The organism is Cytobacillus sp. OWB-43 (assembly GCF_034651445.1).
In the GTDB taxonomy this organism is placed as follows: Bacteria; Bacillota; Bacilli; order Bacillales; family Cytobacillaceae; genus Cytobacillus; species Cytobacillus kochii.
Genome location: NZ_JAYEFF010000004.1, coordinates 169,257 through 186,529, shown reverse-complemented (window position 1 = coordinate 186,529; position 17,273 = coordinate 169,257). Strand labels below are relative to the sequence as shown.

Sequence of the window (17,273 nt, the reverse complement as noted above, 5' to 3'; positions counted from 1 at the left end):
TATAGAAGTCTCTTATCAATTTTCCCCCATTGCTGGGGGAAAGGGTATGCAAGTGAAACCGTTCAGGAAGTGTTGATGTATGCCTTTTTTACTCTTAAGGAGCAAAAGGTTGTCGCTGAAACACAAGTAGCTAACAAGCGGTCGTGTCAACTTTTAGAAAAATTTGGTTTCACTATTGATTGTTATATTGATCGTTTTGGAGCAAGGCAAGTGATTTATAAATTAGAAAAAAGCTTAAACTGTAAGGTGTTTGCTAGAAACACGAGCCCCCTTAAAGAAGGAAACAATCGCTAAAAAGATGATGAGCCCAGCGATATAAAGGTAGATGTCCCTAGTTGGTAACGGCAAAGAAGCAAATAAAATCCCTAAAGGCATCGTTATTCTTAAAAACAGGAGGCGGATGGCACTTAATTCTACTAATTGATCCCCAGGAGCCACTCTTTGGAAAATGGCTACACTCTGTGCGTTGAATAATGGGAATAGTAAGCCGCCGAGTAGCTCGGAAATCAATGCAAAGGTTATGGATGGTGTGAGAGACAATAGCATAAAAGAGAGCCCTCCCCCAAACAACCCGAGATAAAGCGTTACATTGTTCTTAGGTAACTTCGCTAACAAGAATGTCCCTAGTACATAACCAAGTGGAAAAGCAGCGGCAAATAGGGCATACTCCCAGGAAGTGCCGCCTAATTCTTCACGAAAAAATGGAATCTTTATCACCATTGTTGCTCCTACAGCAAACTGCACCGCTGAAGAGAGAAGGGTTAACTTCCATAAAGGAGGATAAGAAAAGAAGGTTTGATAGCCTGCTACGAAGGCTGTTAGCCAACTTTTTTTATTTTTGTTAACTGATGACCTTGTTGTTGTGTATGGCAATTGGTGTATTGCAAAAGCGCTGAGAAGAAAGAGCAATGTTGTGAGTAGATAAAGAAAGTGTAGAGGGAAGACGAGTAAGAAAAAAGAAGCGATTCCTGGTGCGATAAAGCTCATTAACCTTATCGTTGCATCGAGCGAACTGTTGGCTGAAACAAGCTTGTTATCTTCACAATATATGGGTATTAACGCGAATGAGATACTAGCATAGATTGGTTGCAATATACCGATTGTACATTGCAGAATGACAAGCAATACTATGGTTATATTATTTATGCCTACTATGCTTCCTAATAGAGGTAAAAGATAGACAGCTGAGCGGAAGAGTTGGATGACAAATAACATTTTTTCTTTATTGATATTGTTTAAAAACGGGACACTCAAGCTTTGAATAAAGAGTGAAGGTAGGAAATAGCAGAGCCACATGGTTGCCATCCATTCCTTTGAACCTGTCAGCTCATAGAGTAATAAGCCATTAATAATTCCCCCGATGGCCCCACCAAATTCAGAGATTAAATTTCCTAACCATAATATTTTAAATGACCGCGTATGTAACATGAATTGATTCCTTTCCTTATAATGGATAAGTAGATTGTCTATATTCTATATTTTTAGAATTATTTATTCAATATATTTCGAATAAAAAGAAAAGGAATTTGTGTTTACTAAATAGAATATTTTTAAGAAGAGAATGTATCATTTAACTTTTAATGAGAGGCTTTAACTATGCGAATGACCCCTATGAGAAGGTGGACATAGGTAAAGTTAGGCAAGGGAAGAGAAGTGATAAGGATGGAAATTAACTTAATCAGACATGGCGCCTCCATTCATAAAGAGAATAAACGAATAAATGGGCAGCAGTATCGTTCGTGGGTAGAAGCTTATGATGAATCCGGAGTCGAACCAATGGAACAATATCCAGCACTGACAATCGAAAAGATTCAAAAAGCACATACATTGCTGACGAGTGATTTGTTACGTGCGACGGCGACTCTTCATTATTTAGCTGTTAATCAAAGTTATGCAGCTCATGCTCTTTTTCGGGAGGCAGAGCTTCCTCATATTTACTTAAGTAAGTTTATAAGGTTAAAGCCAAAACATTGGACACTCTTTTTAAGAATCGCATGGTTTTTAGGTGCCAAACATAGGTGCGAGTCTTATTGTGAAGCTAAAGAGAGAGCTATTGCCGCGGCTGATTTTCTCATTAATGAAGCGCGAGAAAAAGGATCGGTTTGTTTAGTCGGACATGGCATATTCAATCGCCTCATGGCTAAAGAGTTAGAAAAACGACAGTGGCACGGAATGATTCATCACACGCATTGGAGCTGTAGTACTTATATTTTGCCAAAGGGGGATACAATTGAAGCTTAAATATAGTCGGTTCATTTTCATGATAGTTTTACTTTTCGGATGCACAAAGGAAGCTGATTTTGAAGAATTTAAGGAAGAAATGTTAGCTAAACAATCTTCCTATCAAACTCATGTAGTGGCATATGAAGAAGCAAAGGAAGATAATCAAGCAGAAGAGATGTTAAAGGAACTAGAAATTTTATATACAGAGGCAACGAAGCTATCAAGTTTATACAGCCAATATCCGCCACCTGAAAATCTAACTGAAAGTATGTTATCCGTATTTGAAGGGGCGAGTGCCGACCTCTCTACAGCTTTCTCATTAAAGGCGGAGGTACATCAATTAGAGAAAGAAGTTTTAGAAACGGGATTAGATCAACAGGATGACATCAACCGATTAAAGACGGAAGCCAATGAGTTTGAACAATCAGGATTGAAAAAGCTTGATCGAATCGCAAGTTCATAATGGTAAAATTCATATAGTTTTCAAAATTATGTTATAATTAATGGGACCAATCGAATGAGAGGTGGCAATATGTTTCGACGAAAATTGATTGCAGCTTCCATTACAAGCGTGCTTTATCCACTGACCTTAAATCCTCATTTCATAGAATTAGAATTCCTTGGACTTGTTATGATGTATAGTCTTCCAGTCATTTATATCTATGGAATAGCGACTTCCCTCGTTAGTGATTGGCTTGCCAGTTTACTTGCTAAAAAGAAAAATAAGATAGTTATCTTCCTTACCTTTCTCTTCCATACTATATTTGGACTCGTTCTCCTACATATTAGTTTAATTGCCGCATGGTTGTTTTTTGTTATCGATCGTTTGTTAAAAAGGAAGCAGGAAAACTATCAAACGAAGACAGCGCTTTTAAGTTTTCTTTTACCGATATGCTTTTTTATATTCTTTCTAGTGTTGATCAGGATTTAATGAAAGGGGAGGTTAAATGGGCGCAAGATCACAGGAACAGCAGGTAATCGTATATGGTAAAAAAGAAATCACAATAAGGTTTGTTTTAAATATTTATGGCATTTTCGTTATTTTAGGTTTTATTTTATCGATATTTACCTCTCCCATTTCATTGAACGAGCAATTACAATTTGTTTATCATACAGAACATTTATTGAAAGAAGAAAAGGTTATCCAACTCATTATATTTTTGGTAATGGGTGCTGTGATTTATTTTCCGGCGACTAATATTTTTTATCATCAACTAAGTAAACGTGAAGAAAACAGTGAGATAGATTCAGCCTCAGCTTAAAGAAATTATTTAGGCTGGGTATGGTCACTATGTTCTTTTTCATCTCGATCCCTATTCTCCATTGTTTCTTCTTGTTCATCGGTGTAAGCTCGTTGCTCATTACTTTGGCTATTTTTCTGTCTTAAATAATCGGAGCGCTCACCGTAATAAATGAGGTCAAAAATTGCCCGACCGTTAGTAGGTTGCCCATCTGGCAAATAAACAGGGACAATATCAAAAAATACATAATAAAAGCAATAAAAGATAAATGTTTGCCAGAAAATATTATTTGGTAAGATCCCTTCTAATACAAGCGAATTAGCAATAATCGCGCAACCACCTGTCGTTAAAATAGGAGAAGCATATATGAACCCGTGCCAAAAGCGCCCGCTCGGATTTAATTCTTCATACTCCATCCAGCTATTCATAAAGAAGTATCTTCTCACTTCGATAGTAGGTATTTTAAATAATACCGGCCCACTTCCAATCACTAGTTTCTTTTCTTTACTCCCTAAAATGGTCGCTGCTAGGTAATACCCAAACTCTCGAACGATTGTTGTTAATGGCAAAATGATAATGGCAGATAATAAAAGTCTAAGCCAATCAAAAAGGTCAAACACGATATATGCACACTCCCTAGCAAAAATATATAGTTTCTATTTAGGCTCATTTATCATGAATTAAACTTTTTCCTATACATTTTTTAAAAAAATAGATAGAAGGTAGGAGGTCACATAGGTTGGTGGAGATCATTCTTGCTGTATTCCTTTGTAGTATTTTAGTGGTCATTGGTGTATTAATTCAACGTAAGGGTAGTGTCAGTTTTATCGCTGGTTATAAAGAGGGAAGAGTAAGGAATGAAAAGAAGCTAGCCAATCGAGTCGGTCTGACTATTATCTTGTTTGCAGTGGAGTGTTTTTTACTTATTTTGATTCACTTATTACTCTTTCCGGTAAATGGTTTATACATTGGGATATTGGCGGTTGTTCATTTATTTGTTGTCTTTGCTTTGTTTATTCATGCGGTTATGGTTTAAATTGATAGAGATATGCGGACAATGTTTTTGCTTTGTCCGTTTTTATTTCCTGTTTTTTATAAAAGTACTCATTTTATTGAAACTTTTTGACCTAGGTATTCCTCTAATAGGCAAAGAGAGGAGGAAAAAGGTTGAATGAACGTAGCTTAATTAAAAGAGCAATAAAAGGAGATATGGAATCTTTAGAAGAGTTGTTGCTTATACATAGTGACCAACTGTACCGGACTGCTTACTTATATGTGCAAAATAGAGAGGATGCCCTTGATGTCGTGCAAGAAGCTTCCTATAAGGCCTTCATTGCTATTGAACAATTAAAACAGGAGAAGTATTTCCTCACATGGTTAACGAGAATCTTGATCCATTGTGCTTACAGTGTATTAAAGAAGCGGAACAAGGAAGTGAGGATTCAAGCGACTGATGAGATTTTTATGCAGCAGCACGAACCAACATCAGAGGCATTACTAGATTTACTAGATGTTATTCGAACGTTAAAAGAAAAGCAAAAACATGCTATTATTCTCTTTTATTTTCATGACCTAACAATAAATGAAATTTCAAAAATAATGAAAATACCCGAGGGAACAGTTAAAACGTATTTACGTAGAGGGAAAGAACAGTTAAAGGAAAAGTTAGGAGGGGATTATTATGATGAAGGAAAAAGAATACCTAGAAGCTTATAAGGATATAGAAGTACCGCAGGATTCTCTCAAGCAGGCGATAAAAGTAGGTAAATATCGAGCTCAACAAAAAAAGCGTAAATCTCAACCCCGAATAAAAAGTGTCGTTATATTATCATCAGTCGCAGCAATTATTTTATTGTTTACTAGTTTTCTTTCTCCTACTTTTTCACAGGCTATGGCCCAAATTCCCTTAATTGGTAATGTCTATGCCGCATTTAATGATTCGGTTGGTAGGAGCTTACAATCTCAAGGGTTGGTAACTGAATTACACGAAACGTCTACACAACACGGTATTGGTATCGAGATGAATGAAGTTTATTATGACGGAACCATTGTTGGAGCGGTATTTTCGGTCACAGGTATAGATAGCAAGGAGGAACAGATTCAAGCATTATATGAAATTTTTGACGGAGATGAGAACATATCAGAAAGTCAAGAACTCGTTCATATGAAGAAAGATGGTGAACGGTATATTGGTCATATTCAATTTCCCTACCCCAAAAAAGAGCTTCCAAAAGAAACTACTTTTCCTTTGGCCTTTCTTAGCGTTGGTGAACAAGAAGGTAACTGGAAATTTGATGTGCCGATCAAACAATTACCTTATGAAACAGTGAAAGTGAACAAAAGTGTCACAGATGAGAAATTGGATATGAAATTACATATTGACTCTGTCATAAAGGGAAAGGCCTCTACTACTATTGATTACACAGCTACTTTTCCAAAAGATGAGCAACATGATTTTGTAGAATTAAATGCATCCGATTATAGTGGGAAACCTATTGAAATATCTATTGATTATAGTATACAAAGGGGAGTGGCTGATGGCCGTTTTATAGTGAAGGGGAGAAGTATAATTCTAGAACGGCTTAATGAAGACGATTTAATTCTACAACCCTTTGTCCGATTATCAACACCTGATCAATTTATATCATTAAAACACAAATTACCATTTAAAATAGCATCAAAGCGTCAGGCTTTTTCAGTCGAAATTGATAAGTTGGAAGTTCTTAAAGGGAAAGTCACTTTCGATTATCAAATAAATCAAGGAGAGACATTCGGTCGTGATTTTACCTTCTATAAAGATTTTGCTAAAAACGATATTACTTTAGTAGAGAAGGAGAGAAAGGATATTTATGAGGCGCCAATGAAGCACAAAACAGAAGTAATCGATCAAGAAGCCCTTCATTTCCGTAGCACTTATGAAATAAAAGGTGATGAAGACGATTATATCATTCGTGTAAATTTAGGCTCCTTGAGTGCGAATATCCCACTACAGCTTGATGAGATGAAGATACCCCTAAGATAGTGAAAAAGGGAGCGGATGTCCGCCCCCTCTTTTTTACGTTTGCTTCACATTTCCTTTAACAAAAACCTGTTGATTAACTTTTATTAAAATACTTATCACGGCCATTAAAGCGGCAGAGATGAGAAAAACAAGCTGCGCATTAAACGTTTCAGCGAGCCATCCCATCAATAAAGAGGAAAGGGCGAAAATACCTGTACCCAAAGCGCCTAGTGCGGCGTACACCTTTGATAACTGTGTAAGTGACACACTCGTTTGAATCATTGTATGTTGCGGTATGCCTTTTATTTGCATAGAAGCACCAAATGAGAAGGCAAGGATAAGTGCAATCACAGGTATCGTATTCAAAGCGAATAAGAAAGTACTAAAAAACGCTGTGATGGCCCCTAACAGAAACACCTTTCGTATTTTGTTTTCTACTACATTTGCATACTTCATACAATACAGACTGCCGAGAATGAGCCCAAGGAAAAAAGCGCCATTTATCCAGCCCCACCATTGATGGTCGGCTTGTAGCCTTTCACTCACAAATACATAGAGAATAGCAGCGATCCATACTGTAGTAGCGATGGAATCAAGCCCTTCAATATAGGCCATTTTTCGCAATATCGGTGTTCGATACAGGATGTGCCAACCTTCTTTCATTTCGGCAAACGGAGACGGTTGTTTTGTGTTTGAGCTTTGTACGCTGTTTAAAAAAGAAAGGAAACAACTAGATAAGAAGAATAAACCAATCACTACCCACAATAAGTTGTTGCTACCAATACGAATGAGCAACAAACTACTGATGAACCACATGCCAGCTTGAATGATTTGTGTAATCGTATCGAAAAACCCATTTGCTTTCACTAATTGTTCACTATTAACATAATAAGGAATCAATGTTTGGCTGATCGGATTCGCACAGCCATCGAGCAACCCGATGCCAGCAATGAGTAAAAAGACAATGATAAACGGTACAGCAACCATTTCAGTTACAAGAAGGGTGAGTAGGATAATAATGATCGTTTTCCCAACTTGTGAAAAGGTGAGTAGCCATTTTAAGTTCCAACGATTCATCGCAAGCGGTGAAAGTAAACTTGATAGAAACATAGCTGATGTTATCGTAAAAGGGACAAATGCTGTATAAAAGCTTGACCCTGTCCATTGATATATCATACTAATGATTGATGTAATATAAAGAATATCCCCCATATTCGCAAGAGACTGCCCGGATACTAATAAAGCAAAATTTTTGTTTCGAAACATGATTATTTCCCCCAAGTTTTGTTCGTCTATAGTTGGATTTTTAGGGGTAAATCAAATTGGATTATTCAAGAATGCTTCAAACTCCTTTCGAACAATAGAAAGATAATGGGGGTCTCACTTTCTACAAATTTATCTATATGGAATAGAAGTGTTGTATATTTTTATCTTTAGGTATTCGTTTAAAATACTTCATTTATCTTTGTTTATTAAAACTTTCAATCTCTTGCTTGTCGTACAGCTTGATAAGAATACCAGGGGATGGAACTTTTAACAGTTATAGTGCCACTTGAAAATTATATAAGCTGAACAGCTTCTTCTAATAATTCACTTGTTAACTGAGGGGAAGAATTCATTTGATTCATCTCGACTAGTTCCTTCAAAGATGATTTCATTAAGGCAAAGTGTTGATGTTCTTTGAAATATGGGAATGCCTTTTCTGCTAAGTATAGTTGGTATTTGTCTTGTTCATCTTCTAATTTATACTCCAATAATTTAAAAAGGTGTATAAAGACTTCTTCTTCTAGTTCTAGTGCTATTCTTTGTCCTTCGGTAATATTTTTTCTTAAGGTTTTTTTACTACTTAAATGGCCTTCAACTGCAACGAGAATATAATTGAAAAGGCGATGAATGTAGACTTTACCTTTTTTATTACATAGGCGTATAGACTCCTTCAGGTATTGATAAGCTTCATTATATTCTTTTCTTTTGAGAAGCGTGTTTCCAAGATTGTTCAGTAACATCCCTTTTTTGTCATTATCATTAATTAATTCACACGCATAAATTAATCGGTTATACATAGGTTTCACATCGACATAAGGATCTTCAGATATGTGTAATAACAACAAGGACTCCGCCTTAATTGCATCAGCGTAATTATTGATTTCTTTAAAGTATTTTAATGCCTTTTCTGCATACATGTATGCCATTACTTGTCTGCCTACATATTGATAACCAAGTGCTAAATGATAATAGAATTCCTCATTTGGGTAATAGGCAATCTGGATTTTATTGAAAATAGCGATGGCTTCATAATGATCATCTTTTTTAGAAGAATAGCGGATGAGATGCCATCCTTTCATATGAAGTAAAAAGTTTTTTTCATAAGGATTCATCCATGCTTCTACATTGTCTAAAGAACCTAAGAGGGCATCGATCTCCTTCTTCTCCTCCTTTACGAACCAATATCGTAACATTACCAGTTGATAAAAATAGGCATACTTTGTAGATAGTAAGTACGGTATATTATTTAAAATTCTTCGGTAAGACTCTACCTGTTTAATCTTATTCAAAATCAAAGCTTCATTGAAAGAATGCAATGTTTTTTCGATTTCCTCGAACTTTTCACTTTCTTTTTGTAAATCAATTTGTAACTTTTGCGAAAACAATTGAATAATTTCTAATGAATAATCTGTTTTACCATTCTCAATTTTACTCACATGTGTTGCGGTACAAATACCGTCACCTAATTGTGATTGAGTCATACCTTCTTTTTCTCTATAAAATTTAATAATATGGCCTACTGACAATGGTACTTACCCCCTAGATCTATTTAATTATTAATGTATACAATTGTAATATAGATTTATTGAATTGGTATATTATTTTTAATATTCTGTAATTATTTCTCTCGCTATTCTTCTTAAGACCGAAATAAAAATACAACCCTCCACTTAAACACCAGCGAGAATCTATTTGTTATAGTTGGTGATACACTTGAAAAGGAGGGAATTTTGTGATGGAGACAAGCGAATTTATTTATCTTGAAAAAACTATAAATGAATTAACAAAGGCCTATAAAAAGCTTTCATCAAACATTATTGATCAAGACCACAATTTTAAGGAATTACAAAAATATATGGTTGAATATAAAAATGAACTCGATAAATTCCAGGTGTATGACTACCAGCAAACTTTAAGTATGATAGACAAACATGGTTTCGCACGAGTGGTGGAACGTGAGCAGGTAAGAAAGCTTATAGAATCCCCATACTTCGGACGATTTGATTTTTTATATCATGGTGACCATCCTAGTGAGGCAGAGACGTTTTATATTGGGCGCTTCGGTTTTGCCGATGAAGAAGGCACACAAATTATCTATGATTGGCGCGCCCCTATTTGTAATATGTACTATGAATTTGAAATCGGTGAGGCCTATTATATTGCGATGGATCAGCAGTTTGACGGAGAACTTATTAAGAAACGTCAGATTAAAATAGAAAATTCTAAACTCCAATATGTGCTTGATAGCTCATTAACAATACAAGATCAAGTTCTACAGCAAACATTAAATCAGCATACAAATGATAAGATGAAAACAATCGTCACTTCGATTCAACGAGAACAAAATAAAATAGTAAGGAATGAATCAGCGTATAATGTCATCATTCAAGGAGTTGCTGGTTCTGGAAAAACAGCTGTTGCTTTGCACCGCATAGCTTATTATTTATATAAATTCCGTGATACGTTACGAGCAGAACGTATTTTTATTTTGTCGCCAAACAAGGTATTCGGTGATTATATTTCTACCGTCTTACCCGAGCTAGGTGAAGAGCCAATTCGCTCCTTTACATTGGACGAGCTTACGGAAAACTTATTACCAGCTGGTGTAACTTTTAGATCATTTGAGGGAGAAACAAAAGAGATTCTATCGAATCCAAATGGGGAGCTGGCTTTACGTGCAAAAATGAAAGGGAATTATTCATTTGTTCAAAAGCTTCAATCCTTTTTATCTAACTTAGATTCAAGGCTTCTTAAAAACGAAAATATCTCCATTGCTGGTGTAGTGCTACAAGCTGATTATTTACAAGGGCGCTTCCTTCAATATCGAAGTGAGCCGATTGTTACACGTTTAGAACTTATGGCAGATGATATCATTCAAGCGCTTAAATCTAAGTGGGATAGAGAAGGGAAAATACCGAATAAAAGTGAAATCATAAAGCGTCTGAAAAAACGACTCTTGTTTTCTTCACCGTTAGAGATTTATCGATCTTTTATCGAAACACAGGGGCAAAACTCTTTTAAGTTTTCGAAAAAACATTTTGAATTTAATGATGTATACCCTTATCTATTTGTACAGTTTTATTTTAAAGGTATCAAGCAGTATGAGCTCGTACAGCATTTTGTACTAGATGAAATGCAAGATTATACACCAATCCAATATGCTGTACTTTCTAAAGTGTTTACGTGTAAGCGAACAATCATTGGTGATTTTAGTCAGGCTATCTTACCATATGAAACGATATCAAAAGAGGCATTTGAAGCCATGTTTAATAATCTAGAATATGTAGAATTAACAACCAGCTATCGGTCATCATATGAAATTGCATTGTATGCAAAAAAATTCATGCATAATGGGGAAATTCATCCAATTGCAAGACACGGGGAAGAACCAAAAGAATGTATGTATTTAACATTTGAACAGATGCTGAAACAGATTCATGAAATTGCGATGAATGATTATCGAACTACGGCCATTATCTGTAAGGGGGAGAAAGACTTACAGATCTTGCAGGAACGTTTAAACATACCATTTACAGTACTGGATGGCCAAACGGGAAAGTTTGAAACAGGTTTAGTTTTAACGACGATTCAGTATGCGAAAGGTCTTGAATTTGATGTTGTTATCGTACCTTTTGTGAATGAAACCAATTATAGAACCGAATTTGATCGTGGGCTAATGTATATAGCCTCAACAAGAGCAATGCATGAATTAACCGTATTGGTAGATAAAGAAGCACCATCACCATTATTGTAGTTCTGTTAAGATAGCGATGATTGTTTTCAGATCATCCATCGCTATCTTTAATTGATTCATTAAATCGTCTGTTACATGAAAAAAATCCGAAGAAAAGGTGGGCGTTTGTAAAATTTGCAGGATATCTGTGTTTTTTTTCAATTGTTCCATTTCTTGAAATAAATGTGCAATGCTAGTAATCGAGAAATGTGCGCTGCGTAACACGCGTATTACGAGTAATTTTTGAATATCACGATCTGTATAAATTCTTCGATTTTGCGTGTTTCTTTTAATAGTATACAAATGATTCCGTTCCCAATTCCGTAATGTTTCTTCCGTTAACTGAAGCATAGAAGCAACGGACTTGTGGGAGTAAGTTTCACCTGTAATCGATTTGTTTTGTAATAAATTTTTCACCGTCTCAATTGCTTTTAAAGCAAACTCATATTCTGTTTGCAAATAGGTTAAATAGGATTCTGCTGCTCGTAAGCTATCCTTGAACTGTTCGCGGCCACTAAGTCTAACAATTTCTGTTGCCTTTTTGCGAAGGTTATTCTGTATAAATTCTTGTCTAAAAGCAAGTCTAGAGATTTCCATTTGCTTAAGATGAAGTTCAGAATAAACTCTGTAACCATTTGGTTTTCTTGGTACAGGCGAAATAAACTGCCATTCTTCATAAAGTCGTACTGTATTTGGATGGACCTTAGATAATTTAGCAATTTCACTAGTGTTCATAAAAAAAGCCACCTTACTAATTGAAGATAGAATGTAATGAAAAAAATCCTACGAATAATTAAGGTTTATCATATCAACATGGTTAAAGCAAATGATAAAAATAGCTAGATATCCGAAAAAGGTTTCTATCTCTAGCCTTTCAATGTCATACTCTAATTGGTACAACTTGATTTTCTTCTAATTATTCTATAATAAATGATGAGGATTCTTGTAGCGAACTGTTTGCAAGAGACGTATACGTAGAAAAGACAGAAAAAAGACTGGTCACTCAGAGGAAAAAACCGAAATGAAAGCCGAGCAAAAGCATTTTGCACGTCATTTGAATTTCTTGATATGGAAATAAAATCCAGACAAAGAGGTTGTGTGAGCTATTCGTAGGTTTAGTCCATAAATCAGAAAAACCCAAAAATATGAGTGGGAACCTAAAAAGGCCCTAAGGCATAGGATTTTAAACGCTAGCTATTTTCATAAAAAAACGAACAAAGACTATTATTCATAGTGTTTGTTCGTTATGATTACCACTCAGCTTACAAGATTCAATAATTATTCTAGTACTCCAATTGAATCGTAAGCAGCCATTACAGCAGCTGTTTCAGCGGAAGGTTCTCCATTTCTATCAGGATATAAATCACGTGCAGATTGCACCATAGCTTCTCTCATCTCGGAAAAATTAGATGATGGCACTAAATAGACTGTTAATGCTTTATAAAGAATTTTGCCTAATTTATCTGATCCTATTCCATTAACAGTAGTACCGTAATGTTCTCCACCCTCTGCAATAAGGTAGGCTGCTTTATTGTTAATGCTACTATTAATATGGACGCCACCTTTATCTAACTCTCCTAAATAGCGATCATCATAATGGTCAGGATAAGCATCATCTTTCATCCCATAGTTCGGGTGAAGTGAGTTGTCTTTCGGGTTCTCTAGGGAGCGAAGCCCTCCATCACCTGGGATATTAGGAGTGTATACGTCTTCCCCTATTACCCAATTTCTATCTTCTTCAGCTTTGGAATGATTCTCTGCTAACACACCGAAAATATCAGCAATGGATTCATTTAGTGCGCCTGATTCACCTTCATACGTTAAATTAGCTGTATTTGTTATCACGCCATGTGTCATTTCATGTCCTGCAACATCAAGTGCCCCTGCTAGTGAACTGAAGTATGAACCATCACCGTCTCCATAAAGCATTTGTTTCCCGTTCCACGCTGCGTTATTCCACTTTTCACCAATGTGCACGGTGCTAATAATCTTCATACCATCGTTATCTAAGCTATTACGATCATGTACGTTTTGATAGTATTTGTTTACCTTTATCGAGTTTTGTTGGGCAGAAATAGCTGCTGGATCGTAGAAGAAGTTAGACGCTGTCTCTACTTCAAATCCTGTAAATCCTAGTAAGGCAGATAAAAGGATAAAAGGGGTTTCACCCATTCTTTGTGCATCATACGTATGAATAGGTACTGAACGATTTTTGACAGTTTCTAATGAATATAAATGGGTTTTACCCGTTTCCATATTCTTTGTCGCATTGAAATTTTGCATTTTTCCTAATAAGTCTAATCCACGAGCACTGACAGTTTCTGTTTCCGGCTCCGCAGAATGAAGGGCATTAAAGTGATGTTGTACTTCACCCGTATGCGCATCAATAAAATAATGGAAGTAACCAGGCTCAGGAATAGATGTAGAGGCTTTGACTAAATAGGTCAGATGGTATTCATCATTCTTTGGAAATACCATCAGATCTGTTTCAATGCCATCATAATCTTTTATCGCACCAATTTCATTTTCTATCGCATCTTTCGCCTGAGACTCTGCCTCTTCCTTAGTAATAGTAGGTGTTGTATTGATATTTACTTTTACTAACTCATTATTTACTTCTCCGATAGAAGCATAAACATTTAAGTTCTCATCTAGTGAAATTGTTTGGCCTGAGCCGTAAACTGGGACCCCGTTAATTTGTTCAACGGTTTTCATATGAGTTGTTCCTATTTGTATATCAACCTGTTCATCAATGATTTTAAATTGATTCACATTCTTTTTACTTGAACGTGCTTTAGGTTGGGGCTGATCTTTTAATTGGTCCTGTAAATAAGCTTGTACAACCTCCTCTTTATTTAATCCTTTCGGTGCTTGCCAGATGACTTCATTGGTCTCTGTTTGAATCGCTGCATATGTGGACAATGGAGAAAACCCCGTGAATGTGACGGACAAGGCTAATGCAGTGGGTAAAAGCACTTTCTTAGTAAAATTTTTCTTCTTCAAAACAATCACCTCATATTCATTTTCTGTAAACAATTACAATTATTCTGAAAATTTAATACTACGTCAATATGTTAGCGATTGGGTTAATAAAACGCGACTTTGGACTCTCAACTCTATCATTTTCAATAGGAATCGCACGCTTTGTTAGGTCTAATTACAGATAAAAATAACCCAATTTATTTATCAGATATTTCAGTTATATTATTGGTAGCAGAGAAAAACGATGAAGTTTTATGAAAGGAGAGTCATTCATATTGTTAAGTCTAGCAAAATGGACACTGCGCTTAATTGGTAATCTACTATTTCTGCTTATCTGTGTTTTATTATTTATCATGCTTTTTGCTCGATTCACTGGTAATGAACCCAATCTCTTTGGATACCAGGTTAAAACAGTGCTTTCTGGATCAATGGAGCCATTATTTAAAACAGGTTCAGTGATAGCGATTAACAGAACAGAAGAAAATCAAACCTATCAAAAAGGAGATATTATTACTTACAAACTTGATGAGATCCTTATCACACATAGAATAGTAGAAACATCTTTAAAAGATGGGGCAATTACGTATAAGACTAAAGGTGATAATAATGACGCTGTTGATAGATGGGAAGTCCCAGCACATCATGTGGTTGGGGAATATGCAGGTGTGACTATCCCCTATCTGGGCTATGTTCTGCATACCGCACAAACAAAAGCAGGAGCCGCATTATTAATGATTATTCCAGGCATCATTTTACTCTTCTCTGCCTTTGTGCAACCAGGGGAGAGAAAACCAAAAGAGGTATATACGCAGTAATTCTCTTCTCTACCAAGGGGAAGTGAAACATATATTAGGAGGAATGTTTACATGGGATTAAATTTTAAGTTAACAAAAAAGAATCTGATGACAGCTGCACTTGGATTATCATTAATTACCGGAGGCACTTATGCTTATTTTAGTGATAGTTTTGCCACTGAAAATACTTTTGCAGCAGGAACATTAGATTTAGCTGTAAATCCGGATTTTGTTGTGAATATTGATAATATCAAGCCAGGTGATGAAATCTATCGAGAATTCACTTTAGAGAATAATGGTACATTAGATATTCATAAAGTTCTGCTACAAACAGATTACTCTGTAGTGGATGCAAATGGGGATAATGTAGAAGATTTCGCTGACCATATCAAAGTAACGATTATGTATAATACAAGCAGCGCAACAGTCCCTGTTGTCGAAACTACATTGGCAGAATTATCGAATACAGAGCCAGACTTAACGGCTATCGATACATTCGTTGGCGGTGGACAAATACCCGATGGTATCCTAGCAGGGGAGAAAGAAAAAATGTTTGTGTTATTCGAATTTGTTGATAATGGACAAGATCAAAATCAATTTCAAGGTGATCAACTTCGTGTAAATTGGACATTTAATGCTGAGCAAACTGCCGGGGAATACTATGATGAGCAATAATGAGGTTAAATGTCTTTATATAAAAATGTGAAACATTGCTCTTGAACGAGGGATCCGCTTTAAGAGTGTCGCATGGAAGTGAATTGCGGTCTCTCAAATCAGAATGGCACATTGAGGCCATTGTAAAACTAGATACGGCGGTCTCAAATTAGGCATGAAAAATAAGAGCGCCACAAAAAACTCATGTACTCGAATCAAGCTTTTCTATATTAGTAAGCTTCACCTTCAAATAGAGTGCCTGATGAAACATGTCATCAGGCACCCTAAAAAGGGCATTTCCCTACTGCTGTTTTGGATGTTCCTTACTCAACCTTTCATTTCCTCGCTTAAAGTTACCAGTGAGTTTTGCCAACAATAATTGAATGTTGCCCTCTTCGTTCTCCATCTTATTTATGAATTTCGCCGCTTCTTTTCCATTGATTGTTTTTATGACTTTATGGTTGTAGGAAATTACAACTGATTGATTTTTCATTATTTGAAAACTAAATGGCTCTTCTTTTAAGTGTTCTCTTTTATCTTCCACTCCCATTTCAATCTCCTTCTATTAAATTTTATTTCTTTGCTAATGATATGAGCGAAACATCGGATAGTATTCAGCGTCTTTAATAAAATTATTTACCAAAAAAATGAAACTTTACAATTACCACCACGTATACATTATTGTAGCAAGTTTATAAAAAGGGGAGATTTTTTTATGGAAGCTGAATTAAAGCATGAGGTGGAGGAGCCAAAGAAACCACGTTTGTTTGGGATGATTGCCAATCCATCAGAGCAATTTGAGCGGATTAAGCAACAACCGAAGATCTGGGTACCACTATTATTAGTGACATTATTATTCACAGTGGGTATGATTATTACCGCTTCATCGATGGACCCAGCTTATCTTGGAATTGATGAGTTATCTCAAGCTGAACAAGATATGGTATACATGATTTCACTGATTATGTTTGTGATTATTGGTATCATTTCACCCATTTTTACGGTATTAATTTCTTCAGCTATTTATCTATTAATTTGTAAAATTGCCAGTTCTGATGTGTCATTTAAGCAGCTTTTCTCAATGAATACATACATTCTGGTTATCAGTGTCATTGGACTAATCTTGAATGGTGTCATTCGTATGATAATTGGTGGCAACCCAGAGTTAAATGTGACGAGTTTAGCATCTGTATTAAATGCAGAAGCTACGAGTGTTTGGGCGAGTATTGAAGTTTTCTCCATCTGGCAAACAATCCTTGTCGGTTTAGGTTTGCATAAAGTGGCGGGATTAAGTAAAGGTGTTGCATACGGTGTGGCCATTGCCTTCTTTATTATTAGTATGATTTTCGCATTAGTTACTTCTACGGCGGTCTAAGATA

19 protein-coding genes are annotated in these 17,273 nt (G+C 35.9%); 12 read left to right on the top strand and 7 right to left on the bottom strand.

Features of this window, described 5'->3' with window-relative positions:
• The first annotated feature begins 18 nt into the window (after positions 1 to 18).
• Positions 19 to 294, top strand: a complete 276-nt coding sequence (locus tag U9M49_RS22705) for a GNAT family N-acetyltransferase (RefSeq protein WP_416337104.1) — start codon at positions 19 to 21, stop codon at positions 292 to 294.
• On the opposite strand, the gene U9M49_RS16205 is transcribed toward U9M49_RS22705, so the two are convergent.
• Positions 235 to 1,428 (bottom strand): MFS transporter, encoded by a 1,194-nt coding sequence (locus U9M49_RS16205; RefSeq protein WP_095370642.1) that lies wholly within the window; start codon positions 1,426 to 1,428, stop codon positions 235 to 237. The two genes, U9M49_RS22705 and U9M49_RS16205, sit on opposite strands and share 60 nt — an antisense overlap.
• 234 nt (positions 1,429 to 1,662) lie before the next feature.
• Here U9M49_RS16205 and U9M49_RS16200 point away from each other — a divergent pair, with 234 nt between their 5' ends.
• The 4 genes from U9M49_RS16200 (at position 1,663) to U9M49_RS16185 (ending at position 3,485) form a co-directional block, all read left to right on the top strand.
• Positions 1,663 to 2,241 carry a histidine phosphatase family protein gene (locus U9M49_RS16200; protein WP_322910182.1) on the top strand — a complete coding sequence of 193 codons (579 nt, stop codon included), beginning with the start codon at positions 1,663 to 1,665 and terminating at the stop codon, positions 2,239 to 2,241.
• Positions 2,231 to 2,686, top strand: coding sequence for a hypothetical protein (locus U9M49_RS16195; RefSeq protein ID WP_095370640.1), 456 nt, complete (start codon positions 2,231 to 2,233; stop codon positions 2,684 to 2,686). Before U9M49_RS16200 ends, U9M49_RS16195 begins: the two co-directional genes overlap by 11 nt.
• A gap of 69 nt (positions 2,687 to 2,755) precedes the next feature.
• A complete protein-coding gene (locus U9M49_RS16190) occupies positions 2,756 to 3,154 on the top strand; it encodes a hypothetical protein (protein ID WP_322910181.1) in 399 nt (132 codons plus the stop codon).
• A 16-nt stretch (positions 3,155 to 3,170) separates the two neighbouring features.
• Positions 3,171 to 3,485 (top strand): hypothetical protein, encoded by a 315-nt coding sequence (locus U9M49_RS16185; RefSeq protein ID WP_322910180.1) that lies wholly within the window; start codon positions 3,171 to 3,173, stop codon positions 3,483 to 3,485.
• Positions 3,486 to 3,490: 5 nt separating this feature from the next.
• Here the strand turns inward: U9M49_RS16185 and U9M49_RS16180 are convergent, their stop codons facing one another.
• Complete coding sequence (locus U9M49_RS16180; RefSeq protein WP_180317013.1) at positions 3,491 to 4,084, bottom strand: hypothetical protein; 594 nt, start codon at positions 4,082 to 4,084, stop codon at positions 3,491 to 3,493.
• A 119-nt stretch (positions 4,085 to 4,203) separates the two neighbouring features.
• On the opposite strand from U9M49_RS16180, the gene U9M49_RS16175 reads away from it, so the two are divergent.
• The 3 genes from U9M49_RS16175 to U9M49_RS16165 all read left to right on the top strand — a co-directional run bounded on the left by U9M49_RS16175 (position 4,204) and on the right by U9M49_RS16165 (position 6,486).
• Positions 4,204 to 4,500 (top strand): hypothetical protein, encoded by a 297-nt coding sequence (locus U9M49_RS16175; RefSeq protein WP_322910179.1) that lies wholly within the window; start codon positions 4,204 to 4,206, stop codon positions 4,498 to 4,500.
• A 131-nt stretch (positions 4,501 to 4,631) separates the two neighbouring features.
• The gene (locus tag U9M49_RS16170) at positions 4,632 to 5,180 is read left to right on the top strand and encodes a sigma-70 family RNA polymerase sigma factor (protein ID WP_322910178.1); all 549 of its coding nucleotides are present in this window, start codon (positions 4,632 to 4,634) and stop codon (positions 5,178 to 5,180) included.
• On the top strand, positions 5,146 to 6,486 hold the full coding sequence (locus U9M49_RS16165) for a DUF4179 domain-containing protein (RefSeq protein WP_322910177.1): 1,341 nt from the start codon (positions 5,146 to 5,148) through the stop codon (positions 6,484 to 6,486). Before U9M49_RS16170 ends, U9M49_RS16165 begins: the two co-directional genes overlap by 35 nt.
• A gap of 33 nt (positions 6,487 to 6,519) precedes the next feature.
• On the opposite strand, the gene U9M49_RS16160 is transcribed toward U9M49_RS16165, so the two are convergent.
• Both U9M49_RS16160 and U9M49_RS16155 read right to left on the bottom strand, forming a co-directional pair.
• The gene (locus tag U9M49_RS16160; RefSeq protein WP_322910176.1) at positions 6,520 to 7,731 is read right to left on the bottom strand and encodes an MFS transporter; all 1,212 of its coding nucleotides are present in this window, start codon (positions 7,729 to 7,731) and stop codon (positions 6,520 to 6,522) included.
• Between the two features lie 293 nt (positions 7,732 to 8,024).
• On the bottom strand, positions 8,025 to 9,257 hold the full coding sequence (locus U9M49_RS16155; RefSeq protein WP_322910175.1) for a helix-turn-helix transcriptional regulator: 1,233 nt from the start codon (positions 9,255 to 9,257) through the stop codon (positions 8,025 to 8,027).
• A gap of 209 nt (positions 9,258 to 9,466) precedes the next feature.
• On the opposite strand from U9M49_RS16155, the gene U9M49_RS16150 reads away from it, so the two are divergent.
• On the top strand, positions 9,467 to 11,485 hold the full coding sequence (locus U9M49_RS16150) for a HelD family protein (RefSeq protein WP_322910224.1): 2,019 nt from the start codon (positions 9,467 to 9,469) through the stop codon (positions 11,483 to 11,485).
• On the opposite strand, the gene U9M49_RS16145 is transcribed toward U9M49_RS16150, so the two are convergent.
• Both U9M49_RS16145 and U9M49_RS16140 read right to left on the bottom strand, forming a co-directional pair.
• Positions 11,477 to 12,199 (bottom strand): MerR family transcriptional regulator, encoded by a 723-nt coding sequence (locus tag U9M49_RS16145; protein WP_322910174.1) that lies wholly within the window; start codon positions 12,197 to 12,199, stop codon positions 11,477 to 11,479. The genes U9M49_RS16150 and U9M49_RS16145 overlap by 9 nt on opposite strands.
• 543 nt (positions 12,200 to 12,742) lie before the next feature.
• Complete coding sequence (locus U9M49_RS16140) at positions 12,743 to 14,467, bottom strand: M4 family metallopeptidase (RefSeq protein ID WP_322910173.1); 1,725 nt, start codon at positions 14,465 to 14,467, stop codon at positions 12,743 to 12,745.
• A 254-nt stretch (positions 14,468 to 14,721) separates the two neighbouring features.
• Between U9M49_RS16140 and sipW the strand changes: the two genes are divergently transcribed.
• Both sipW and U9M49_RS16130 read left to right on the top strand, forming a co-directional pair.
• The gene (sipW, locus tag U9M49_RS16135; RefSeq protein WP_233435312.1) at positions 14,722 to 15,261 is read left to right on the top strand and encodes a signal peptidase I SipW; all 540 of its coding nucleotides are present in this window, start codon (positions 14,722 to 14,724) and stop codon (positions 15,259 to 15,261) included.
• A gap of 51 nt (positions 15,262 to 15,312) precedes the next feature.
• The gene (locus U9M49_RS16130; protein ID WP_251163232.1) at positions 15,313 to 15,915 is read left to right on the top strand and encodes a TasA family protein; all 603 of its coding nucleotides are present in this window, start codon (positions 15,313 to 15,315) and stop codon (positions 15,913 to 15,915) included.
• Positions 15,916 to 16,195: 280 nt separating this feature from the next.
• On the opposite strand, the gene U9M49_RS16125 is transcribed toward U9M49_RS16130, so the two are convergent.
• Positions 16,196 to 16,444: a hypothetical protein gene (locus U9M49_RS16125; protein ID WP_307315178.1), complete on the bottom strand. Its 249-nt coding sequence runs from the start codon at positions 16,442 to 16,444 to the stop codon at positions 16,196 to 16,198.
• Between the two features lie 165 nt (positions 16,445 to 16,609).
• Here U9M49_RS16125 and U9M49_RS16120 point away from each other — a divergent pair, with 165 nt between their 5' ends.
• Positions 16,610 to 17,269, top strand: coding sequence for a Yip1 family protein (locus U9M49_RS16120; protein WP_307315176.1), 660 nt, complete (start codon positions 16,610 to 16,612; stop codon positions 17,267 to 17,269).
• The last annotated feature ends 4 nt before the right edge of the window (positions 17,270 to 17,273 follow it).